The organism is Aminithiophilus ramosus (assembly GCF_018069705.1).
GTDB classification, from domain to species: domain Bacteria; phylum Synergistota; class Synergistia; order Synergistales; family Aminithiophilaceae; genus Aminithiophilus; species Aminithiophilus ramosus.
In genome coordinates, this window is the sequence record NZ_CP072943.1 from 2,487,117 (window position 1) to 2,510,842 (window position 23,726).

Genomic DNA, 23,726 nt, shown 5'->3' on the forward strand with positions numbered 1-23,726 from the left:
GTATGTTGATTGTGGTCCCTTTTAAAGTGGCCTTTCGCTTCCCCCTCCTCTTTGAAAGGGAAGGCGCTTACCGGTTGACGGTGAACTGGGTGGCAGTAACGCGCAGGTGTGCCGGCATCGCCGGACGGATGGCAGGTCTCATAATCTTTGTGGAGGTGGTTGTTTTGAAGAAGTTCGGTCTGGTCTTCTGCTTTATCCTCGTCGCGTCCCTTTTCGCGGCGGGCGCCGTTTTCGCCGATACGGTCGATCCTCATGATCCCCACGCCCCCGTCAAGCCCGATCCCGTGAACCCGAACCTCGTCACCGTCGAGGCTCAGAACACTGCCGCCGCCGTCACGACCCAGCTGGCCACGGTCAGTACCACCGCCCAGGCCAAAGTCAACGAGGCCCTCACCTCCATGGCCGCCGTCGGCTCCGACGGCAAGTACTATCCCAACGCCGCCGCCAAGCAGGCCGCCTTCGAGGCCGCCGTCGACTTCCTCCCCGACGGGGCCACTTCGGCCGATCTCCTCGCCCTGCCCGTCTTCGTCGCCGCCCTTCCCGACGGCTCGCCCGCGGGAAGCACGGCCGACATCATGTTCCCCGTCGCCAACCTGGGGACCGAGTACGCCGGCAAGAAACCTTCCGAAATCCGGATCATCAAGATCATCTCCTCCGATGACGTCGTGGTCTTCCAGCCCGTGACGAATCTGGCCCTCCTCGACGACGGCCGCTTCGCCGTCGTCACCGGAACGGCCGCTGCCGATGTCGTGACCGGCGCTCTCGTCGCCGGCACCGAGTACTCCGTCCGTCTGGCCATCAAGGACGGCGGCCGGTTCGACCTCGACGGCGAGGCCAACAGCGTCATCTTCGACCCCGCCATGATGTCCCCCGCCACGTACCATGACGACAGCTCTTCGGGCTGCTCGCTGGGCTTCGCCCCTGCGGCCCTGCTTCTTGCCGCTCCCCTGTTCTTCCTGAAGCGCAAGTAGGAATCTCCCGCCTCATCGGAGAGGGACCGGCCAATCCGGTCCCTCTTTTTTGTTATGATGGAGCCATCCTTCCCTCCGGGGGTGACCTGTTTCGGTGCGACGTCTCACGGCTTTTTTTCCGATCCTCCTTCTTCTCGCTTTCGGCGCTCTTCCTCCCGCCGAGGGCCTGACCCCTTCCGCCTCGAACGCGGGCTTCACGGGGCTCTGGGAGTATCCCTCGGCCCTCATGCCCGGCGACGGCGCCGGATGGATCGGCCTCTCGCGCTACCACCCCTATCAGCCCTACTACCTGAATCTGGGCTACCTGCCCTGGCTGGAGTTCAACGTCCGGCTCACCCGCTTCCTGACGAGCGACACGAGCAAGAACGACCCCTCCTACGCCTGGGACGACTACATCGACAAGGCCATCGATCTCAAGGTGCTTCTGGCCCGGCAGAGGGGATTTTTGCCCAATCTGGCCGTCGGCGCGACGGACATTTCGGGCACGCGGATCCTCGACGCCGAGTATGTCGTGGCCACCTACGCCTTCGAGCGGGCGGCCTTCACCTTCGGCTACGGGACGGAGCGCTACGACGGCTTTTTCGGCGGCTTCGAGTGGGAGTTCGGCGACTGGCTGACCTTCAAGGCCGAGTACAGCCCCCTGGATTACAGCAGGGACGCCGCCTACTCCTCGACGGGCATCGCGGCCGACCTGGGCAAGGAGAAGTGGAACGCCGGCTTCGTCTTCCGCCTTCCCTACAACCTCGACGCCTCGGTGAGCTACCAGAGGGGCGAGGAGTGGTGCTGGGGGCTGAGCTACCGTTTCGATCTTTCCCGTCCCCTCTTCGGAGGCAGGAAGCCCGAGCGTTTCGAGCCCGAGGCCTACGAGGTCGTCGGCTGGGACGAGGCCGATTTCGCCCTCATCGCCGGGAAGATCATCGGCGACATCCAGAACAACCTGGGCATCCGCGACATCCACGTCTTTTTCGGCGACAGGCGCGTCCTCGTGGCCTACGAGAACATCGGCCACGCCTCTCAGGCCGAGGCCATGGCCCGGGCGCTGCTGCTGACGGCCTTCCACCTGCCCTGGGACGTGGAGGAGCTCGTCGTCGTCCCCCGCGTGAGGGGCCAGTCGCTGGTGCGGCTTTCCATCTCCGGAGAGCAGTGCGGCCTTTTGCGCCTTCAGCGGATGAACCGCTACGACGGTTCGGGCGCCGCCGTGGCCTGGACCGACGGAGACCCTTACGGCCGCGAGGCCGACGAGAGCTGGCCCCTCCACTACGGCCCCGACGGAAGCCAGAAGAAGGGACGCACGACGGCGAAGCTGATGGTCACGGCCGACGTCCGCATCGACAGGCCGACGACGAAACCCTTTTTCATGTCCCGTCAGAACCTGGATCTCGTCGTCGATCACCGCACCTCCGACGGCTGGGCGGCCCATCTCGACATCCGCCATCCCCTCAACAACGACATCGATATCTGGTGGGAGCCCTATCTCAACGACAACACGCGCATCTACAAGGGCGTGGTGAGCTACACCCGAAGCTTCGGCGACGGACTCTTCGCCCAGGCCGAGGCGGGCTGGCTCGACGAGCTCTGGGCCGGGGCCAACCTGTGGGGGCGGAAGTATCTGGGACAGGGCGATTTCTGGGTCGGGGCGAGGGCCAGCTACACCCATCCCCGCGATTCCGACAAGTTCGCCTCCCTCTCCGATTCGAACTCTTTCGGCGGCAATACCCTTCACGGCTATTACCTGCGCTACTGGAACCCCGACGAGTGGCGCCTTTCCTGGTGGGCCCAGGCCGGCTATCACGAGAACCTCTACGACCTGGATCTGACGGCCGAGTACGGCCGCTTCATCAACGAGGACCAGGGCTACCGCCTTTCGGCCATGCGCTGGTGGAACGGCATCGGGCTGGGCTTCTACTATGTCGTCACCGACATCAAGATCCCCGGGGAGAGTTACACCCGCGTGGGGGCGACGCTGGACATCCCCGTGGGGGCCTTCTGGGGGACCGACAGCGCCCAGAGATGGAACGAGGATATCCGCATCAACTCGGCCTGGGTCTACGACGGAGGGCGCCAGCCCGGCGCCTGGCAGACGCCGGAGCAGCTCTGGGGCCAGCTTCAGCCCGAGAGGCTTCGGGGCAATCTCTACGAGGAGCTGGAGCGCCTCTGCGACGGAGCCCGCGGCGACGGCGATTCGCAGCCGGAACGGCCCGTCTACGGCCTCTACGACTACCTCAAGCGCGACATCTACCCCGAAATGTGGTAGAGCCCGGCGGTTTCGCAACCTGAAAAGAGGAGGTTCGCCCATGCTGAAAGAGCTGCGGGTCAGAAACCTGACGGTTTTCTCCGAGGCCGAGTTGCACTTCAGCCCCGGTCTCAACGTTATCGTCGGAGAGAACGGAACGGGCAAGACTCACCTCCTCAAGGCGGCCTACTCCCTTCTGGCCGTCTCCGCCGAAGGAGGCCGCAAGTATAAGGAGACGCCTCCGACCAAGACGACGCTACAGACGGCCCTCGCCGAGAAGCTGACCGGCGTCTTCCGACCGGAAGCCCTGGGGAGGCTGGCACGGCGGCGACGGGGAAGAACGCGTTGCGACCTGGCGCTTCAGTTCGAAGATGGCGCTTGCGATATCGCCTGCAGCTTCACGACGAACAGCAAGACGGAAGTTTCTGTCGACAAAGCGCCGCTGCGGTGGGAACAATCGGAACCGATCTATTTCCCCACGCGGGAACTGCTTTCCATCTATCCCGATTTTGTCTCCGTTTACGAGAGGCACTATCTCGAATTTGAGGAAACATGGCGCGATACATGCCTGCTGTTAGGGGCACCTTTGCGCAAGGGACCCAAAGAAAAATCGATATCGGATATTTTGGCTCCCATCGAAAAAAGCATGGGCGGAAGCATCGTCCTGGAATCAAACGGACGTTTCTATCTGAAAAAGCCAGAAGGCAATATGGAAATACACCTTGTCGCGGAAGGACATCGCAAATTGGCGATGATTGCCAGACTAATAGCTTCCGGGATTCTTCTTCAGAAAAATTATCTTTTTTGGGACGAACCAGAATCAAATCTCAACCCAAAACTCACAAAGGCCATAGCTAGAACAATACTCAATTTATGTCAGTTAAATATACAAATATTCATCGCCACTCACGATCTTTTTCTACTGAGAGAGCTTGATTTGCTTTTCAAGGAAGCAAATAGATCAAATTCCTGTTATTTCGGTTTGCATGACGATGGGGAGAAGGTTTTGGTGCTTCAAGGTGAATCTATCGACGATATCGGCGATATTGCATCTCTTGACGAGACCTTGGATCAATCCAACCGTTACCTTGATTTCAGTTCGGGAGATTGACCGTGGCCATCTTCTGTTCTGTCGATAGTTTGTGTTTCGAGTTTCCCGATAACTGGATCGTAGCCAAATTCGATGAATGGGTATTTTACAGAAGGCATTTCAGCAAGATGGGGGATCATATCGCAGCCGTGGATATCGTCGCCATGGACCCAGAACGGACGCTCTACCTGATCGAGGCCAAGGATTATCGCCGTCACAAAAGGGAAGACCCAAAACCCATTCAGGACATACTGGTATCCAAAATGACAGGAACCTTGTCGGCCTTGCTCCCGGCCAGTCTGAATGCGACCAATTCAGAGGAGCGAGACAAGGCCAAGGAATTCGTTTTACCCAAGAAAATACGGGTTGTTTTCCATCTGGAACAACCGGAGAAGAGAAGCCGGCTTTTCCCTTGGAGCTATGACAAGGCCAATTTGGTCGACATATTGAAAAAACGGGTGAAACCCATCGACGCTCATCCTTGGGTCCGGGACGGAGCGGACATGGCCTCCCGTCACGACCTCTGGAGCGTCCGGGACGCCTAGGCAAACCAGCCTCTGCAGGAGCACGGATTCCCGAAGGGTGCCCGAGCCGGATCGGCGGGGCCATCCTTTCGGAGAGGGAAACAATCGAAGGAGTGGTGGAGATGGTGAGGGCGTTCAGGTTCCGGTTCCGCTTCGATCGGCTTGTGATCGGTCTTTTCGTGCTTCTGGGCCTTTCCGGCGCGGCTTTCGCCGGGAGCTATCTGGTTTACCCGGGGGAGGGTCTCACGACGGCCTCTCTTTCCGAGGCGGCCGCCGAGGGCGGCGCCCTGGAGGGCAGGGTGACTCGCGAGATGCCCCTTTCGGGCGCCCTCGTGGCGGAGCTTTCAGAGGAGGAGGCCGCCGGTCTTTCCCCCCGCTTTTCCCTCGTCCCGGCCGATCTGCCCCTCTACCCGGCCGCCGATCCCCTCGTCGACGCGGACGGCCACGGCACGGCCGTGACGGGCATCGTCGTCGGCGACAGGACCGGAGTCTGTCCCTACGTGGAGGTCGTTCCCGTCAAGGTGGCCGATGACGACGGCGGCACCAGCACCCTCTGGATTCAGGACGCCCTGGAGCATGTCATTTCCCTGGCGAAGGGCGACCTGAAGGGGAAGAAGATCATCGTCAATTTCAGCTACAGCACGACGGGGAACCTGACGGCTCCCGACAGTCAGTACGCGACCTTTTTCGCCAACCTCTACAAGTCGCTGGCTTCCTACAACATCTTCTTCGTCTCCGCCGCCGGCAACAGCGGGCTGAATCTCAGCGCGGGCTATTACGCCTACCCCGCCTCCGTCTCGGCCTCCAACGAGGTGACGGCTTCGGCCTACAGGCAGAGCGGGAGCTCCGTCGCCCTCGACAAGACGATGAATTACGGCTACGATGTCGTCGAGACGGCCGCTCCGGGGACGGCCGTGGTGACGACGAACACGCTGGGCGGATATACCTACATGGACGGGACCTCTTTCGCGGCTCCCTACGTGACGGGCATCGCCGCCTATCTCTGGGCCAACCAGCCGGGCCTGACGCCGACGGGCGTCAAGGAGGCCCTTCTCGCCATGTCGACGGGACGTCCCGCCATGGACGTCATCGCCGGAGGCCCCCTTTCTCCCGAGCTGCTCATGGATCCTCTGCCTTCGGGAGCCACGTCGATTCCCGCGGCCTACACGCCGCACGCCAGCGCCTGGCAGCTGGACAACGTGGCCGTCCTGCGCGACTACCCCGACGCCTTCGACTTCAGCGACGTCGTCGTCGTCGTCTGGGATACGGGCGTGGCCGCCGATCATCCCGATCTGACGGCACATCTGAGGACGGCCCTCGCTCACGATGCGACGGCGGCCTCGGCCTCCTCTTCCGACGGAGGGGGCGGCGGCTGCTCCCTGGGCTTCGCCCCGGCCTCGCTGCTGTTGGTGATTCCGGCCCTTCTGGCGGCAGGGCGGCGGTAGGTAAAGCACCGGGAAGGGCCCTTCGGGGCCCTTTTTCGTTTCACCGACGGGCTCGGCAGGGAGGAAGCAGACGGGGACGTCCGAAGACTCCGGCCGTTCCCGCCTCGGTGGACTTCGCCGTTTTTTCGGCGGCGACGTTCCGTGCCGACCGTAATCCCGGCAAGCTCAAAGCCGGGGCCGCGAGGCGGGAGGGACGACAGGCCTTTTGCGGGAACAAGCGTAGGGAACCTTTTCGCGAGCGGATCAGGCCTTTGCCGGCCCTCGCCAGAGAAGATAGAGGACGATCGTGCCGGCGATCCCGACGGCCTTGACGGAGAGGAAGGGGAAGAAGCAGAGAAGGCCGACGGCGACGAAGGCGCACCGCTGCCAGAGGACCAGAGGGCGATGGATGAAGGCCAGCATGGCGTAGCCTAAGGCGAAGACGGCGGCGATTCCGCCCGCCGTGGCGGCCAGGTTCTGGACGAGGGTGCCGTGCCAGAGGACGCCGATGTCGTAGCAGAAGGCGAAGGGGACGATGAAGGCCAGGACCCCCAGGCGCATGGCGGCGAAGCCCGTCTTGTTGGGGCTGGCGTCGGCGACGGAGCTCGCCGCATAGGCGGCGAGGGCCACGGGAGGGGTGATGTTGGAGACGATGGCGTAGTAGAAGACGAAGAAGTGGGCCGAGAGGACGGGAAAGCCCAGTTTGGCCAGGGTGGGCACGCCCAGGGCGGCGGCGAGGATGTAGGCGCTCGTCGTGGGAAGGCCCATGCCCAGGACGAGGGAGACGAGCATGATGAGGAGGAGAGCCAGGAAGGGAATGTCCTGGGCCAGGGAGAAGACGAGGCCGACGAATTTGAAGCCGAATCCCGTCAGAGCCACGGAGCCGACGACGATGCCCGCCGTGGCGCAGGCGATGCAGACGACGGGGACGTTTCTGGCGCCGATGTAGATGGCGTCCAGAATGGCCTTGGGGCCCATGCGGTGCTCGGGCGAGAAAAGGGAGACGACCCAGGCCAGGAGGATGCCCAGGACGGCGGCCAGCATGGGCGTGTACCCCGCCAGCAGGAGGTAGACGAGGCCGACGACGGGAATCATCATGTAGATCCGGCGGAGGACGTCTCTTTTTTTGGGCAGATCCTCGGGCGAGAGGCCTTTGAGACCGTTTTTGAGGGCCCCCAGGTGGACCATGAGGAGGACGGCGCCGTAGTAGAGGAAGGCCGGCAGGAGGGCGGCGATCATGATCTCCTTGTACTGGACGCCCAGGAGGGAGGCCATGATGAAGGCCCCGGCGCCCATGATGGGAGGCATGATCTGGCCGCCCGAGCTGGCGACGGCCTCGACGGCTCCGGCGAAATAGGCCGGGTAGCCGATGCGTTTCATGAGGGGGATGGTGAACGTTCCCGTCCCGTAGACGTTGGCCACGGCCGATCCCGAGATGGAGCCGAAGAGGGCCGAGCTGACGACGGCGATTTTGGCCGGTCCGCCGGCGGCCGTGCCGGTGAAGGCCTGGGCGAATTCCATGAAGTAGCTGCCGATGCCGCTTTTTTCGAGGAAGCCGCCGAAGATGAGGAAGACCATGACGAAGGTGGCCGAGACGCCCAGGGGGATGGAGAAGATGCCCTCGTCGGTGAGGTAGAGCTGCTCCACCACTTCGGGCAGGGTGAAGGAAAGGCCCTGCATGATGCCGGGCATCCAGTGGCCGACGTACATGTAGGCGGCGAAGAATCCGGCGATGACGGCCAGAGGCCAGCCGACGACGCGCCGCGTCGCCTCGAGAAGGGCGAAGAGGAGGATCAGGCCCAGCACGAGCTGGACCGTCGTGACGGGGTCGACCTGGACGACGCGGTAGGCGATCTCCTCGTAGTTGAAGATGCTGTAGACGCCGGGGACGACGGAAATCGCGGCCAGGACCCAGTCGTACCAGGGAACGCTCTCTTTGGGCGCTTTGGACGAGACGGGATAGAGCAGGTAGGCGAGAGGGAAAACCCAGGTGAGGTGGATCGTGCGCTGCAGATAGGCTTCGTAGGTGCCGAAGAGGGCCGTGTAGAGGTGGAAGAGTCCCAGGGCCAGAACGTAGAGGTAGATCCCCGTCTGAACGGGACCTGTGAGTTTTCGCAAAGAATTGACCTCCCCTGTCTTCTGAAAAGCGCGGTCTCCCCGTCGGGCGGAGGGGGGTGCCCCTGCGGGGCACCCCCCTCGTCGTATGAGGCGCCGTTCTATTGGCCGGCGAGTTCCTTCCAGAACCTGACGGCTCCGGGATGGGCGGGAGCGCGGGTGGGGATGGCCTCTTCGGCGTTCAGCTCCTCGATGTCCTTGACGGCGGAAACGAGAGTCGGCTTGGCCTCCCAGAGGGCCTTGGCGAGGTCGTAGACCAGGTCGTCGGGAAGATCCTTGCGGATGACGACGCAGGTGTAGTCGCCGACGGTGGGAACGGACTCGGTGACGCTGGAGTAGAAGCCGGGTTCGATGTTGAAGGTGACCGTGCCCAGCGCGTCGGCCAGGGCGTCGCGGGCGGCCTGATCGACGGGAAGGATGACGATGTCCGTCTGGCTCTCGATGTTCATGACGATGGAGGCGACGCGGCCCACGGTGAAGGCGAAGCAGTCGATGTGGTTGTCGGCCAGCAGGTTGGCGCCGTCGGAGTAGGAGGAGAACTCGAGGGTGCCGCCCCAGTCCTTGATGTCCTTCCAGGTCACGCCGTAGCCCTTTTCGAAGATGGCCCGGACCGTGAATTCCGAGGCCGTGCCCGGCTTGAGGTTGGCCAGGCGGATGGGAAGCTTCTTGGCGACGATGTCGCCCACGGTGGCGATGCCGTTCTTCGCGGCGTAGTCCTTGCGCATGATGAAGTAGGTGTACTGGCGGTAGAGGTTGGCGAAGACGACGGCGTTTTCGGCCTTCTCCTTGAAGGGATCCTCGCCTTTTGCGGCCGCCCCGACGAGGGCCGTCACGGAGAAGCCCAGGTCGCCCTTGGCCCTGTCGGCGTTGACGACGTTGGAGACGCCGCCGCCGGTGCTGCTCGTCGTCTGGAGAACGGTCTTGCTCCAGGCGTCGGCCATGGCGCCGCCGAGGGCGAACCAGTTGCCGCCCGGAGGTCCGGCCATGAAGCGGAGCTGATCGGGCCAGCCTTCTTTGGCCGCCATGACGGGGCTGAGGGAAAGAAGCGTCAGAACTGCGGCCAGCGTGAGGATCAGGGACTTTTTCAAAACGACCATCACTCCTCTTGTAGTCTCGCTTTTCAGGCACCGGGCCCGGAAAGTCCCGAATTTAGACAGCCTTTTGCATAAACATATATCCTTCAGAATAGAAGACGTCAAGAAAGAGGACTTTCCGATGTCAGCGATGCGAATCACTGGCTATTTCTTGAATAAATTATACTTTGTTCAATAGGCACGCGTCAAGAAGCACAAATGGTCCCTCATCCTGGGAGTCTGTCGAATTTCTCCGGGGAAAGGTTGATTTGGCCTGACCCATGAGACAAAGCGCCTGCCTTCGAAAACAAATTTTTCTCCTATAGGCAACATAAAAGGGCATCGATTGACGCTCGTCAGGCCCAACCCGACAGACGCCTAGGTTCGGCGGGACAAACGCCGTCGGCCCCGCCGAGCCAGACCTCTCGCGGCACTCCGCCGACGCCGTTTCGGGAGCGAGCCGGACGGCGGCGCGTCCTCGGAATTCGGGCCCCTTCCCGCTTTTCCGGCACCGGTAGAGGTTTTTTTTCGAGGCCCGTCCCATCCGAAGGTCAGGACCGGCGCAGCCGACCGCCGCGTCGGGAATCCTTCGAAAAACCCCATCGGAGCGGGTTCAGGGGACGGCTTGCAAAGGCCACGACCGTGTTGCGGCCGATCTGCGGCGTTTCGGCACCCCTTCCACCCGCCGATTCGACGCCGTGCCGTCGGTGGCGCCCGGCTTCGTCGTCGACTACAATCGTTGCCGAAGCGGGGTGCCCGCCCGAAGGGAGTCGTCGCGATGATCGGAACGGTTTTCTGGGCTTTTCTGCGAACGGGATTGCTGGGGTTCGGCGGCGGCGCGGCCATCGCCCCCGCCATGCACCGCGAGGCCGTGGAGCGCCACGGCTGGGTGAGCGACGAGGCTTTCGGCGACATTCTGGCCCTGTCCAATACGCTTCCCGGCCCGTCGGCGCCGCAGATGGCGGCCGTCATCGGCTACCAGGCGGCGGGACTGGCCGGGGCGCTGGCGGCCGTAGCGGCCCTTGTGATTCCCATGGCGGCGGCGGCGGTGATCGTCATCAGCTGGATTTTCGCCGCCGTCGGCGAGAGCGCCTCGCGGCTGCTCCTGCTCAAAAAGGCGACGGTGGGCATTTTCCCCCTCGTCGCCGCCATGGTGACCCGTCTGGTGAGTTCTTTTTTCAGGAAGGGAGGAAGGGAGCTGGGGACGACGCGGATGATCGCCCTGTCGGCCCTGGCCTTTCTGCTCATCGACGACGGCCGTTACGGCCCCGTGACGATGCCTTTTTCCATCAACAACGCCTACGTGATTCTCGTCATGATCTATCTGTCCATGACGAACGCCGCCCCCTGGAGGCCGGTGGCGAAGCGGCTGGCCTTTCTTCCGGCGATTCTCTTCCTCGTGATGCACGCCGATCCGGCCTCCGAATGGGGACTGTCGGCGCCGTGGCCTTTCAAGGCGGGGGTGGCCCTCCTTCTGCTGGGGCTGGCGGTGGCGGCCCTGGCGGCCACGCCCTCCTGCGAAGGCCGTGCCGGGACGGGGCTTTCCCTGAAGGCGACGGCCCGGGATCTGGGCCGTCTCTGGGCCGTCGTCCTCCCCGCGGGAGCCGCGATCGTTCTTCTTTCGCCGCTCCTTCGCCAGGGCCCCTTTCTGGGGCTCATGGGAGGCATGGTCTTCACGGGGCTGATGACCTTCGGCGGCGGACCCGTTTTCATCCCCCTGGCCATCGATCTTCTGGCCGGTCCCCGCTCCCAGGTCTTTCTCTACAGCCAGGAACGGCTCATGCAGTATTTCGCCATCATCAATTCCCTCCCCTCCCCCATCGTGACCAAGACGGCGGCCATCTCGGGCTTCGACATGGTCTGCGATCTGGCGGGAAGGGGCATCGCCGACAACGGCGTCCTCGCCGTGGCGGGGAATCTTTCGCAGGGCACCGTGACCTTCTGGGCCGTCCTGGGAGGAGCGATGATGGTCGTGGCCATGGTCCTTCCGGGAATCACCAATTCGCTTCTGGCCTACGCTTCCTTCGATCGCCTGAAGAGATCTCCGGCCATGCAGGCCCTGTCGCTTTACATCCTTCCCGTGCTGATCGCCATTTTCCTCTCCGTGCTGATCAATTTTCTCCGCACCAGCGCCGCCACCATCGGCGCCTTCCCCGGCCGATCCGCCCTCTGGGGACTGGGGCAGACGTCGTTCCTCTTCGGCCTCTTCTGGTGGCTCCAGGGGTACAAGAAGAAAATCCCCGACGTGGCCGTCATCGCCGCAGCCATGATCTGGGGGCTGACGGTCCTTTAGGGAGACCTGCCTGTCACCGTCACCGTCGCGGTCGTTGTCTCTCCTGGGAGCGTGGGCATCCTGCCCGCGCCCGCCCCGAAGGGGCGGTGGGGTTTCCCACGCTTCGCCGTCGCCATCAAGGTTACGTCGTTCGAGCCGGGAGACCCTGCGGGACGGTGGCCCCGTCCCGCGCGCCGCCAAGATGGCCGCGCTCCCAGCAGGGGCAAAACCTCTCCGCCGGGAGGTTTTCTCGGGCATTCTATTGTCTCTGTTCGATTCGGAAGGAACGGAAGACTCCACGTCGCGGCTCTTGCTTCTCCTGGGAGCATCATCGTCTCGGCGCGCTTCGGAAAGAACGGAAAGTCCCGCGTCGCGGCCGTTGCCTCTCCTGGGAGCGTGGGCATCCTGCCCGCGCCCGCCCCGAAGGGGCGGCGGGGTTCCCACGCTTCGCCGTCGTTACTCAGGTGACGTCGTTCAAGCCGGGAGACCCTGCGGGACGGTGGCCCCGTCCCGCGCGCCGCCAGGATGGCCGCGCTCCCAGCAGGGGGCAAAACCTCAAGCTCCACGTCGCGGCCCTTGCTTCTCCTGGGAGCGTGGGCATCCTGCCCGCGCCCGCCCCGAAGGGGCGGCGGGTTCCCCACGCTTCGCCGTCGCCATCAAGGTTACGTCGTTCGAGCCGGGAGACCCTGCGGGACGAGAAATCCGTCCCGCGCGCCGCCAAGATGGCCGCGCTCCCAGCAGAGGCAAAACCTCAAGCTCCACGTCGCGGCTCTTGCCTCTCCTGGGAGCGTGGGCATCCTGCCCGCGCCCGCCCCGAAGGGACGGCGGGTTCCCCACGCTTCGCCGTCGCCATCAAGGTGACGTCGTTCAAGTCGGGAGACCCTGCGGGACGAGAAATCCGTCCCGCGCGCCGCCAAGATGGCCGCGCTCCCAGCAGGGGCAAAACCTCTCCGCGACCGAGTTCGTCTGCTTCCGGGCCAACCCTTCCGTCGCCGAGAGCTCGTTCCCAGCAGGGGCAAAATCCTTTCGCCACAAGGTTTTCCCGAGCACTCTATCGTCTCGGCCCGATTCGGAAAGAACGGGAAGACTCCACGTCGTGGCTGTTGCCTCTCCTGGGAGCATTATCGTCTCGGCCGCTTCGGAAGGAACGGAAGACTCCACGTCGCGGCCGTTGCCTTTCCTGGGAGCGTGGGCATCCTGCCCGCGCCCGCCCCGAAGGGGCGGTGGGTTTCCCACGCTTCGCCGTCGTTACTCAGGTGACGTCGTTCAAGCCGGGAGACCCTGCGGGACGGTGGCCCCGTCCCGCGCGCCGCCAAGATGGCCGCGCTCCCAGCAGGGGCAAAACCTCTCCGCGACCGAGTTCGTCTGCTTCCGGGCCAACCCTTCCGTCGCCGAGAGCTCGTTCCCAGCAGGGGCAAAATCCTTTCGCCACAAGGTTTTCCCGAGCACTCTATCGTCTCGGCACGATTCGGAAAGAACGGGAAGACTCCACGTCGTGGCTGTTGCCTCTCCTGGGAGCATTATCGTCTCGGCCGCTTCGGAAAGAACGGAAAGCTCCGCGTCGCGGCCGTTGCCTCTCCTGGGAGCGTGGGCATCCTGCCCGCGCCCGCCCCGAAGGGGCGGTGGGGTCCTTACGATGTCGCGCGTGAGGCGGAGACGGCCGAGGAACGGAGCGATCCGATCCCGACTTTCGAAATGTGCTAGACTTCAGACAAAGGGGCAGAGACCTCGGCTCCTCTGCCGACGTGAGGGAGGTGGCCCGTCTGTGAGAGAGGAAAAAGGCACCGCACCGAAGACCCCCTTCTCCTCGCCAGGGGCGGAAGGCACGGCTCAAAAGGATGCCGCCCGTCGAGGCGGCGGAAGGGACTCCCCGTCGCCGGAAGGGATTGCCGCCGGAGTCGCAGGACAGACTCCGCATGCCTCGGAGGACATCGCCGAAAGGACCGCATTCCGCCAGGACGACTCGCTCTGGAAAGACCTCCTCTCGCGATTCTTCGTCCCCATGCTCCGGTCCGTCCTTCCCGACCTGGCCTCCGACCTCGATCCGACTCGCCCCGTCACCTTCCTCGACAAAGAACTTCGCCGTCTCGCCCGGTTCACCCGAAAGGCCGAAGGGGGAGACCCCGACTCGAACCGCTACGTCGACCTTCTGGCCGACGTCCCACTCGCGGAAGGAGAGAGCGCCTGGATTCTCCTCCACGCCGAAGTCCAGGGAAGGGGAGGCAACGAAAACTTCCCCCTCAGGATGCACCGCTACCGAGGCCTTCTTGAGGGGCGCTACCGAAGGCCCGTCGTCGGCTTGGCCTTCCTCATCGAGCCGCTCCCGCCGATCCAGTCGCAGGGCTGCTATCTTTGGGAACGATACGGCACCCGAGTCCTCTACGAATTCCCCGTCGTGAAGATCTTCGAAGGAGACGAAGAGAAACTGAAAGCCAGCGACAACCCCTTCGACCTGGCCCACCTGGCGGGCCTGCGCGCCTGGAAAAGCCGTGGGAACGAGGCGCGCAAGCTGGACTACCTGAAGGAAATGCTGCTTCTTCTCGACGATCGGGGCTGGAGCCACGACGAAAAGGCCCAGCTGCTTGTCTTCATGGAAGGCGTCATCCACATCACCGACGACGAGAGTTCCCGGGAATACGAGGAATGGGAAGAGGAACTGGAACGGGACAAGGAGGCGAGACGCATGTATGTCAGCATCAGCGAGAGAAAAGGGATAAAGAAGGGCATGGAGAAGGGCATGGAAAAGGGCATGGAGAAAGGCATGGAAAAGGGAAGTGAACGCGCTCGGGTTCAGATGGCTGGCCGCATGCTGGCCCGGGGCATGGATGTGGCGACCGTCGCCGATCTGACGGAGCTGCCCGAGAGTCGGGTGCGCGCTCTGGCCGAGGGGCGCGAATGAGAGTCTTGTCCCTGCCCTGATTCGCGAGAGAGCGAAACACGAGGTCACTCCTCCTGGTAGTGCCATTGTCGCGGCTCTTGCCTTTCCTGGGAGCATCATCGTCTCGGCCGCTTCGGAAGGAACGGAAAGCTCCACGTCGCGGCCGTTGCTTCTCCTGGGAGCGTGGGCATCCTGCCCGCGCCCGCCCCGAAGGGGCGGCGGGTTCCCCACGCTTCGCCGTCGTTACTCAGGTGACGTCGTTCAAGCCGGGAGACCCTGCGGGACGGTGGCCCCGTCCCGCGCGCCGCCAAGATGGCCGCGCTCCCAGCAAGGGGCAAAACCTCTCCGCGACCAAGTTCGTCTGCTTCCGGGCCAACCCTTCCGTCAGCGAGAGCGCGCTCCCAGCAGGGGCAAGACCTCTCCGCCGCGAGGGTTTCTTGGGTATTTTATAGTCTCTGTTCGCTTCGGAAGGAACGGAAAGCCCTGCGTCGTGGCCGTTGCCTTTCCTGGGAGCGTGGGCATCCTGCCCGCGCCCGCCCCGAAGGGGCGGCGGGGTTTCTGTGAGAGCCGCGTTTAAGCGGACAATCCACTACAAGCGGGAAGGGAGTCGAAAAGGAGGGAGGATGTGTGACAGACGACGGTGTGGAACTCCGATACGAGGGCGAAAAGGGAACGCAATTTGATGAAGCTCCTTCTCTGCACTGCCGCGGTCGGCTTCCCCACTGGGAAGCGGGAGAGATGCCGCAGCACATCACGTTCCGCCTCGCCGATAGTCTGCCTCTTGCTCTTCGGGAGGAGTGGAGAGAGGAGGTCGCTCTGCTTAAAGGGGGCAAGCGTGACATAGAGAGACGAAGGAAGATCGAGGCAGCCCTCGACAGCGGGATCGGTGCCTGCTGGCTACGTCGACCGGAGATCGCTCGTGTCGTCGAAGAGGCCCTCCTCCATTTCGATGAAGAAAGGTATCATCTCCACGGGTGGGTTGTTATGCCGAATCATGTCCACGTCGTCGTAACACCTCGGCCAGATCGGTCTCTCTCCTCCGTCATCCATTCCTGGAAATCTTTTTCTGCCAACAGCATCAACCGGCTGCTCCATCAAAAGGGAAGGCTCTGGGCTGAGGAATATTTCGACAGAGCGATCCGCAATGAGAAACATTTCCGACGGACCCTCGCCTATGTCGCCGGGAATCCCGTCAAGGCCGGGCTCTGCCGTAACGAAGAGGACTGGCCTTTCAGCCATGCGGGAAAAGGGGAACAATGGAGATGGGGACGGCCTGTCGAGTAAGCGGTGTCGAGAAAACCGACAAACCACCTCCTCCGAAATCTGTCATTTTTCTCGGAAACCCCAGTCGTCTCACTGCTGCGACGGGATTTCCCGTAAACCCCAGTCGTCCTAGACAGTGATGATTTTCCCTGGGAGCGTGGGCATCCTGCCCGCGCCCGCCCCGAAGGGGCGGCGGGTTCCCCACGCTTCGCCGTCGTTACTCAGGTGACGTCGTTCAAGCCGGGAGACCCTGCGGGACGGTGGCCCCGTCCCGCGCGCCGCCAAGATGGCCGCGCTCCCAGCAGGGGCAAAACCTCTCCGCGACCGAGTTCGTCTGCTTCCGGGCCAACCCTTCCGTCGCCGAGAGCTCGTTCCCAGCAGGGGCAAAATCCTTTCGCCACAAGGTTTTCCCGAGCACTCTATCGTCTCGGCCCGATTCGGTAAGGAACGGAAGACTCCGCGTCGCGGCCGTTGCCTTTCCTGGGAGCGTGGGCATCCTGCCCGCGCCCGCCCCGAAGGGGCGGTGGGTTCCCTGCACGTCTCCCTCGCCGCCGAGGTTACGTCGTTCAAGTCGGGAAACCCTGCGGGACGAGAAATCCGTCCCGCGCGCCGCCAGGATGGCCGCGCTCCCAGCAGGGGCAAAACCTCTCCCGTAGCCAAGCTTGTGAACTCCGCACAGGGGCAAGACCCCTCATCGCCGAGGGGACGTCGTTCAAGTCGGGAGACCCTGCGGGACGAAAGATCCGTCCCGCGCGCCGCCAAGATGGCCGCGCTCCCAGCAAGGGGCAAAACCTCTCCGCGACCAAGTTCGTCTGCTTCCGGGCCAACCCTTCCGTCAGCGAGAGCGCGCTCCCAGCAGGGGCAAGACCTCTCCGCCGCGAGGGTTTCTTGGGTATTTTATAGTCTCTGTTCGCTTCGGAAGGAACGGAAAGCCCTGCGTCGTGGCTGTTGCTTCTCCTGGGAGCGTGGGCATCCTGCCCGCGCCCGCCCCGAAGGGGCGGTGGGTTCCCTACACGTCTTCCTCGCCGCCGAGGGGACGTCGTTCGAGCCGGGAGACCCTGCGGGACGGTGGCCCCGTCCCGCGCGCCGCCAGGATGGCCGCGCTCCCAGCAGGGGCAAAACCTTTTCACCGGCAAGCCTGTGCGCTCCCAGCAGGGAGGCTGCCTGATCAGAGGCCGAAGCGGAGGAAGAGGTAGAGGCTGGCGATGGAGAGGGAAAGGACGGTTGTCTTCATGCCGATTTTCATGAAACCCCCGAAGCTGATGACATGGCCCGCCCGACGGGAGATGTCGGCGACGACGACGTTGGCCGCCGATCCGAGGAAGCTGCCGTTCCCTCCCAGGCAGGCGCCCAGGGCCAGAGCCCAGAAGAGCGGTTCGGCCGAGGTGGAGAGGGCCTGAGCCATTTCGTCGACGACATAGACGAAGGTGGCCGTGAAGGCGACGTTGTTGATGAAGGCGCAGGACAGCCCCGAGAACCAGAGGATGGCCAGGGCCGCAAGGAAGGGATGTCCCGCGACGGCGGCGGCCAGTCCCTTGGCAATGATGGAGATGATGCCCGCCTCTTTGAGGGCTCCGACGACGATGAAGAGGGCCAGGAAGAAGATGAGGGTGGGCCATTCGACGTCGTTGTGGATGATGTGGTCTCCGTCGCCGGGCGTGACAAGAAGAAGGAGCGACGCGCCGAGGAGGGCGACGACGGCCGCCTCGAGGTGGAGGACATGGTGCAGAATGAAACCGGTCAGGACGGCCCCCATGGCCAGACCGGCCTTGAGAAGCAGTTTGCCGTCCTTGATGGTCTTTTTTTCGTCGATGCCCCGGATGCGGGCGAACTGATCAGGCGTTATGACCAACTCGTCTCTGAAGTGAAAGGCCAGGAAGAGAACGGCCGCAAAGAGGACGACAATGGCCACCGGAGCCAGATAGACGAGGAAATCGACGAAGGAGAATCCGGCGTAGGAACCGATTATAATGTTGGGCGGATCGCCGATGAGGGTCGCCGTGCCGCCGATGTTGGAGGCCAGGGCCTCGGCCATGAGCAGGGGGACGGGGTCGGTGTCCATGATGTCGGCGACGGAGACGACGATGGGACTGATGAGAAGGACCGTCGTCACGTTGTCGAGAAAGGCCGACAGAAAGGCCGTCACCCCGGCTATGGCGAAAAGCGTTACAATACCGTTGCCTCGGGTCAGCTTCATCGTTTTTACGGCGACGTACTGAAAGACGCCCGTCCGAGAAAGGACGCCGACGATGATCATCATTCCCATGAGCAGGCCGAGCGTATTGAAATCAACATAGCCGATGGCCGTCTCGAAGGAGATGAAACCCATCCCCATCAGAAGGGCCGCTCCGGCCAGAGCGGCGACGCAGCGGGCGACGCGTCCCGAAGCGATCAGGCCTAGTGTGGCCATAAAGAGTCCGAGCACGATAGCGGCTTTCATAGCAATTCTGCCTCCCCGTTATTGAAAGACACAACGGCCAGTCTACACCTCGTCAAGAGGGGGAGCAAGAGACCTAAAGAGTAAGAATAGTTCTTCTTATTCAATCATACCACGACAATTTCGAGGAGGTACGCATGTTTATTCTGACCATTTCCGCCACCGAGCTGAGCCGCGTTCCCGGTCTTTCCGCGGCCGGCGCCAACGTCGACGTCCTGCCTTACACGGCTCCGGCCGACGCCGATCTTCTCTGCTGGGGAAGGCCGAGGGTCATCGACGCCGTTCCCGTCGATCCCATGGGGCACCCGACGCCGGCCATCATCACCCGGGCCGCTCAGCTGGAGGCCTCTTTTCCTGCCGTCACGCTCCGGGCCGGGAGCTTCCTCCCTCCGGCGGCGCCCCACGTCGAGATGGGAACCGATCCCGGCGAGGATCCTCGCCTCACCTGCGCCGTTCCGAAGGGACGGGAGATTTTCGAGCGGGCTCGCGATTTCGCCGGCCAGATCGCCCGAGGGCTTCCCCGCGTCGTTTTGGCCGAATCGATCCCCGGCGGCACGACGACGGCCTATCTTCTTCTGAGAGCGCTGGGTTACAACGGCATGGTCTCCTCGGCCGGCCCCGACAACCCCGTCCCCGTGAAGGAGCAGGTCTGGCGCGACGTGCAGGCCCGACTGGAACGGGAGGGCCGTCCCGCGGAGGCCCTCGATCTGGCCTGCCAGGTCGGCGATCCCATGCAGCTCACCGTGGCGGGCCTCGTCGCCGGCCTTCCCGTCGAGACGGAAATCACCCTGGCGGGCGGCACCCAGATGTTGGCCGTGGCGGCCCTTATCCGTCACATTCCCGTTCCCCGAGCCGTCCGCGTCGCGACGACGATCTACGTCGCCCGCGACAGGAGCGCCCACTTCAGTGAGCTGGCCAGCCAGATCGGCGTCCATACCTGGACGGCGCCTCTGGATTTCTCCGCCTCACCCTGGCCGGGCCTGGCCGACTACGAGAAGGGGTACGTCAAGGAGGGCGTCGGCGCCGGAGGGGCCGTCTGGTACGCCATGCAGCTCGGCGTCTCCGTCGAGACCATCGTCCGGCGGACGGAGACCCTTTACGCCGAGATGACGGGAGCCTCCTCCTAAGGTCACCGTGCGGCGCCGTCGACGTCTTTTCCTCTCCGTTCTGGCCGCCCTGACGGCCATCCTCGTCGGCACGGCGACTCTGTCGGTTCTCGTCGGCGATCTGCCTCTGGCTCCCGGCCAGGTGGCCGCTGTTTTGTGCGCCCATTTCGGCGGAGAGCCCGTGGCGGATGCCGTGGCCGACGCCGTCGTCTGGCAGGTCCGCATTCCCCGCGCCCTGGCGGCGGCCGGGGCGGGGGCCGCTCTTGCCTGCTGCGGCACCGTCTTTCAGGGCCTTCTGCTGAATCCTCTGGCCGAGCCCTATACGATGGGCGTGGCCGCGGGGGCGGCCCTGGGCGGGGCTCTCGCGATCCTGATGGGGCTGCCCATCGTGGCGCTGGCCTTCGCCGGCAGCCTTCTCTCGCTGGCCCTCGTCTGGCTTCTGGGACGACGGACCGATTTCATCGAGCCGACGCGGCTCATCCTCGCCGGCGTCATCGTCAGCAGCATCCTCAGCGCCGGCATCACGCTGATTCAGGTTCTGGCCGGCCAGCAGGTGGCGGCCATCGTCCTCTGGCTTCTGGGCAGCTTCACCCGGTCCAACTGGGCCCTTGCGGGCCGGACGCTCGCGGCCTCGCTGGCCGCTCTCCTTCTGGGGCTGGCCTGCCACCGGGAACTGGACATCATCGCCTCGGGCGGCAAAGCGGCCTCCTTCGGCGTCAACGAAGAGCGGCTGCGCCTCTTTCTTTTGGCCGGGACGTCGCTGGTGACGGCCGCCGTCGTCTCCTCCTGCGGCATCATCGGCTTCGTGGGACTCGTCGTCCCCCATCTGATCCGGCTCCTTCTGGGGCCGGCCCACGGGCCGCTGCTGCTTCTCTCCTGGCTGGGCGGCGCGTCGCTCATGCTCGGCGCCGATCTGACGGCCCGATTTCTGGGCGAGCTGCCCATCGGCGTCGTCACGGCCCTTCTGGGCGGGCCCGTTTTCTGTTATCTCCTCTGGAGGCGCTGACGATGACGATGGAGGCCCGCGATCTTTCCGTCGGCTACGACGGCCGGACGGTCCTGGAGGGGATCGATCTGACGCTCAGGCCCGGCTCGCTTCTGGCTCTTCTCGGCCCCAACGGAAGCGGCAAGAGCACCCTCCTCGCGTCCCTCTGCGGTCTGCTGTCGCCTCAGGCGGGTACGGTTCTGCTCGACGGAAGGCCCCTGTCCTCGCTGCGGAGGCTCGCCTTGGCCCGCCAGGTGGCCCTCGTCCCTCAGGCGACGGCCTTCACCCTCCCCTTTCGCGTCGACGAGGTGGTCCTCATGGGGCGCTACCCCCACTTGGGACGCTTCGGGCAATTGGGCCCCGGCGACCGAGAGGCGGCAAGGCACGCCATGGCCACCGTCGGCCTCGAAGGCTTCGAGGACCGTCTCGTCAACACCCTCTCGGGAGGAGAGGTGCAGCGCGTCACTCTGGCCCGGGCCCTTGCCCAGGAGACGGGGATCCTTCTTCTCGACGAGCCGACGAGCGCCCTCGATCCGGGGCACGTCGTCGATGTGACGGCCCTTCTGGCCCGCCTCCGCGACGAGGGCCGGGCCATCGCCGTGGCCCTTCACGACGTCAATCTGGCCCTGCGCCTGGCCGATGTCATCGCCTTTCTCCGCGACGGCGCCCTCGTCCGCCTCTGCGGTCCCGGCGACGTCGACGGGGAGCTGCTCCGACAGGTCTACGGCGTCTCCTGGCGCGTCGGCACCTGGGAGGGGATTCCCATCGCCCTGCCCCGGGAGAGCTCTTCCGACGCCGTGCCGCGCTGAGAGAGAACGGGTCCAGCGGAGTCCCTCAGGGGTTCCGGAGATACCAATCCAGGGAGGCATCGAGGCCCGAGGCGACGCCATGGAGCGGGGCGTAGCCGAGGGCCTTTTCGATGGCCTCGACGGAGGCCCGGGAGTGTCGGATGTCGCCGGCCCTTTCGGGCCTTTTCGCGAGCCCCAGCCCGGCAACCTCGGGGCGGCGGTCGACGAGGGCCGAGCGGATGACCTCGAAGAGTTCCAGCAGGGTGAGGCTCGTGCCGCCGGCGACGTTGTAGACCTGGCCCGTCACGGGGCCCTCCGTGACGGCGGCCAGAAGGTTGGCCTGAACCACGTCGTCGACGTGGCAGAAATCGCGCGTCTGACCTCCGTCGCCGTAGAGAACGGGCTCCTTGCCCGCGGCGAGAAGCGAGACCCAGCTGGGGATGACGGCGGCATAGGCGCCGCGCGGATCCTGTCGCGGGCCGAAGACGTTGAAGTAGCGCAGGCCCACCGTGGGGAGGCCGTAGAGCTCTTCGAAAAGGCGGCCGTAGAGTTCGTCGAAGAGCTTGGTGGCGGCATAGGGCGAAAGGGGTTTCGGCGAAAGGGATTCCTCTTTGGGAAGGCGGGGATCGTCGCCGTAGACGGCGCTCGACGAGGCGTAGACGACGCGTCTGACGGCGCCGTCGCGGGCCGCGACGAGGATGTTGAGGAATCCCGTGCCGTTGGTGGCATGGTACTTGAGGGGATTTTCGACCGATTCGGGCACGGAGGCGGCGGCCGCCTCGTGGAGGACGATGTCGATGTCGCGGCAGGCCTCGCGGCAGACCGATTCGTCGACGATGTCGCCTTCGATGAGGCGGAACCGGGACCAGGCCTCTCCTACGGCGAGGCGCACCGCCGCGAGATTGCGTCGGTGACCCGTGGAGAAGTTGTCCAGAGCCGTCACGGTCTGCCCCAGCGAAAGCAGCCTTTCGACGAGGTGAGAGCCGATGAAACCTGCGGCGCCCGTGACGAGCCAGCGACGCGGCTCTTCCTGCAAGTGGAGGGAAAGTGCTTCGTAAGGGGTCATCGCGATCTTCCTTTCCGTAAGGACTAGCCTGTTCCGCACCGCCGGGGCAAATCTCGCCGGACGGAGGGTCTTCTCTGCGCCGTTGCCGTTGACGTGATGATTTTCCCGGGAGCGCTGTCGTCTCGGCCGTTTCGAAAGGGACGGAGATCTCCCGTCGCGGCTCTGGCCTTTCCTGGGAGCGTGGGCATCCTGCCCGCGCCCGCCCCGGAGGGGCAGTGGGTTTCCCACGCTTCGCCGCCGTTACTCAGGTGACGTCGTTCGAGCCGGGAGACCCTGCGGGACGATAGCCCCGTCCCGCGCGCCGCCAAGATGGCCGCGCTCCCAGCAAGGGCAAAACCCTTTCGCCGCCGCGGTGTTTTCCTGGGAGCGCTGCCGTCCCTGTCGTTTCGAAAGGGACGAAGGATCTCCCGTCGCGGGTCTGGTTTTTCCTGGGAGCGTGGGCATCCTGCCCGCGCCCGCCCCGGAGGGGCGGTGGGTTTCCCACGCTTCGTCGTCGTTACTCAGGTGACGTCGTTCAGGACGGAGACCCTGCGGGACGATAGCCCCGTCCCGCGCGCCGCCAGGGATGGCCGCGCTCCCAGCAGGGGCAAAACCCTTTCGCCGCCGCGGTGTTTTCCTGGGAGCGCTGCCGTCCCTGTCGTTTCGAAAGGGACGAAGGATCTCCCGTCGCGGGTCTGGTTTTTCCTGGGAGCGTGGGCATCCTGCCCGCGCCCGCCCCGAAGGGGCGGTGGGTTTCCCACGCTTCGCCGTCGTTACTCAGGTGACGTCGTTCAGGACGGAGACCCTGCGGGACGATAGCCCCGTCCCGCGCGCCGCCAGGATGGCCGCGCTCCCAGCAAGGGCAAGATCCTTTCGCCGAGGTGACGTCGTTCGAGCCGGGAGACCCTGCGGGACGATAGCCCCGTCCCGCGCGCCGCCAGGGATGGCCGCGCTCCCAGCAGGGGCAAGATCCTCCGCCGCCGCGGTGTTTTCCTGGGAGCGCTGCCGTCCCTGTCGTTTCGAAAGGGACGAAGGATCTCCCGTCGCGGGTCTGGTTTTTCCTGGGAGCGTGGGCATCCTGCCCGCGCCCGCCCCGAAGGGGCGGTGGGTTTCCCACGCTTCGCCGTCGTTACTCAGGTGACGTCGTTCAGGACGGAGACCCTGCGGGACGATAGCCCCGTCCCGCGCGCCGCCAAGGATGGCCGCGCTCCCAGCAAGGGCAAAACCCTCCGCCGCGATCGAGTTCGAGCGCTCCCAGCAAGGGCGAAACCCTCCGCCGCCGCGGTGTTTTCCTGGGAGCGTGGGCATCCTGCCCGCGCCCGCCCCGGAGGGGCAGTGGGTTTCCCACGCTTCGCCGCCGTTACTCAGGTGACGTCGTTCGAGTCGGGAGAGACCCTGCGGGACGAGAAATCCGTCCCGCGCGCCGCCAGGATGGCCGCGCTCCCAGCAAGGGCAAAACCCTTCGCCGCAGCGGTGTTTTCCTGGGAGCGTGGGCATCCTGCCCGCGCCCGCCCCGGAGGGG

15 protein-coding genes are annotated in these 23,726 nt (G+C 64.5%); 11 read left to right on the forward strand and 4 right to left on the reverse strand.

Going from position 1 to position 23,726, the window contains the following annotated elements; all coding sequences use genetic code 11:
• The first annotated feature begins 164 nt into the window (after nt 1-164).
• The 5 genes from KAR29_RS11460 (at nt 165) to KAR29_RS11480 (ending at nt 6,263) form a co-directional block, all read left to right on the forward strand.
• Nucleotides 165-971, forward strand: coding sequence for a Synerg-CTERM sorting domain-containing protein (locus KAR29_RS11460; protein ID WP_274373116.1), 807 nt, complete (start codon nt 165-167; stop codon nt 969-971).
• A gap of 94 nt (nt 972-1,065) precedes the next feature.
• Complete coding sequence (locus tag KAR29_RS11465; protein ID WP_274373117.1) at nt 1,066-3,225, forward strand: YjbH domain-containing protein; 2,160 nt, start codon at nt 1,066-1,068, stop codon at nt 3,223-3,225.
• A 40-nt stretch (nt 3,226-3,265) separates the two neighbouring features.
• Entirely contained in the window at nt 3,266-4,315 is a 1,050-nt protein-coding gene (locus tag KAR29_RS11470) for an AAA family ATPase (RefSeq protein WP_274373118.1), read from the forward strand.
• Nucleotides 4,312-4,839, forward strand: a complete 528-nt coding sequence (locus KAR29_RS11475) for a hypothetical protein (RefSeq protein WP_274373119.1) — start codon at nt 4,312-4,314, stop codon at nt 4,837-4,839. Before KAR29_RS11470 ends, KAR29_RS11475 begins: the two co-directional genes overlap by 4 nt.
• 143 nt (nt 4,840-4,982) lie before the next feature.
• A complete protein-coding gene (locus KAR29_RS11480; protein WP_274373120.1) occupies nt 4,983-6,263 on the forward strand; it encodes a S8 family serine peptidase in 1,281 nt (426 codons plus the stop codon).
• A 243-nt stretch (nt 6,264-6,506) separates the two neighbouring features.
• Here KAR29_RS11480 and KAR29_RS11485 read toward each other — a convergent pair whose 3' ends face one another.
• Together KAR29_RS11485 and KAR29_RS11490 are read right to left on the reverse strand one after the other, a co-directional pair.
• Entirely contained in the window at nt 6,507-8,360 is a 1,854-nt protein-coding gene (locus KAR29_RS11485) for a TRAP transporter permease (protein ID WP_274373121.1), read from the reverse strand.
• A 98-nt stretch (nt 8,361-8,458) separates the two neighbouring features.
• On the reverse strand, nt 8,459-9,454 hold the full coding sequence (locus KAR29_RS11490) for a TAXI family TRAP transporter solute-binding subunit (protein WP_274373122.1): 996 nt from the start codon (nt 9,452-9,454) through the stop codon (nt 8,459-8,461).
• 754 nt (nt 9,455-10,208) lie between these two features.
• Here KAR29_RS11490 and KAR29_RS11495 point away from each other — a divergent pair.
• From KAR29_RS11495 to KAR29_RS14125, 3 genes are all read left to right on the forward strand, one after another.
• Nucleotides 10,209-11,723 carry a chromate transporter gene (locus KAR29_RS11495; RefSeq protein WP_274373123.1) on the forward strand — a complete coding sequence of 505 codons (1,515 nt, stop codon included), beginning with the start codon at nt 10,209-10,211 and terminating at the stop codon, nt 11,721-11,723.
• Nucleotides 11,724-13,704: 1,981 nt separating this feature from the next.
• Nucleotides 13,705-14,601, forward strand: coding sequence for an RpnC/YadD family protein (locus tag KAR29_RS11500; RefSeq protein ID WP_274373124.1), 897 nt, complete (start codon nt 13,705-13,707; stop codon nt 14,599-14,601).
• Nucleotides 14,602-15,318: 717 nt separating this feature from the next.
• Nucleotides 15,319-15,864 (forward strand): REP-associated tyrosine transposase, encoded by a 546-nt coding sequence (locus KAR29_RS14125; protein ID WP_407649498.1) that lies wholly within the window; start codon nt 15,319-15,321, stop codon nt 15,862-15,864.
• Between the two features lie 1,147 nt (nt 15,865-17,011).
• Here the strand turns inward: KAR29_RS14125 and KAR29_RS11510 are convergent.
• Nucleotides 17,012-18,283, reverse strand: a complete 1,272-nt coding sequence (locus tag KAR29_RS11510; RefSeq protein WP_274373126.1) for an ArsB/NhaD family transporter — start codon at nt 18,281-18,283, stop codon at nt 17,012-17,014.
• A gap of 134 nt (nt 18,284-18,417) precedes the next feature.
• On the opposite strand from KAR29_RS11510, the gene cobT reads away from it, so the two are divergent.
• The 3 genes from cobT to KAR29_RS11525 are packed head-to-tail and all read left to right on the forward strand — an operon-like array spanning nt 18,418 to nt 21,180.
• Nucleotides 18,418-19,407, forward strand: a complete 990-nt coding sequence (gene cobT, locus KAR29_RS11515; protein ID WP_274373127.1) for a nicotinate mononucleotide-dependent phosphoribosyltransferase CobT — start codon at nt 18,418-18,420, stop codon at nt 19,405-19,407.
• A 7-nt stretch (nt 19,408-19,414) separates the two neighbouring features.
• Entirely contained in the window at nt 19,415-20,392 is a 978-nt protein-coding gene (locus KAR29_RS11520; RefSeq protein ID WP_274373128.1) for a FecCD family ABC transporter permease, read from the forward strand.
• A gap of 2 nt (nt 20,393-20,394) precedes the next feature.
• Nucleotides 20,395-21,180, forward strand: a complete 786-nt coding sequence (locus KAR29_RS11525; RefSeq protein ID WP_274373129.1) for an ABC transporter ATP-binding protein — start codon at nt 20,395-20,397, stop codon at nt 21,178-21,180.
• Between the two features lie 25 nt (nt 21,181-21,205).
• Here the strand turns inward: KAR29_RS11525 and KAR29_RS11530 are convergent, their stop codons facing one another.
• Nucleotides 21,206-22,225 carry an SDR family oxidoreductase gene (locus KAR29_RS11530; RefSeq protein ID WP_274373130.1) on the reverse strand — a complete coding sequence of 340 codons (1,020 nt, stop codon included), beginning with the start codon at nt 22,223-22,225 and terminating at the stop codon, nt 21,206-21,208.
• Nucleotides 22,226-23,726: the final 1,501 nt, after the last annotated feature.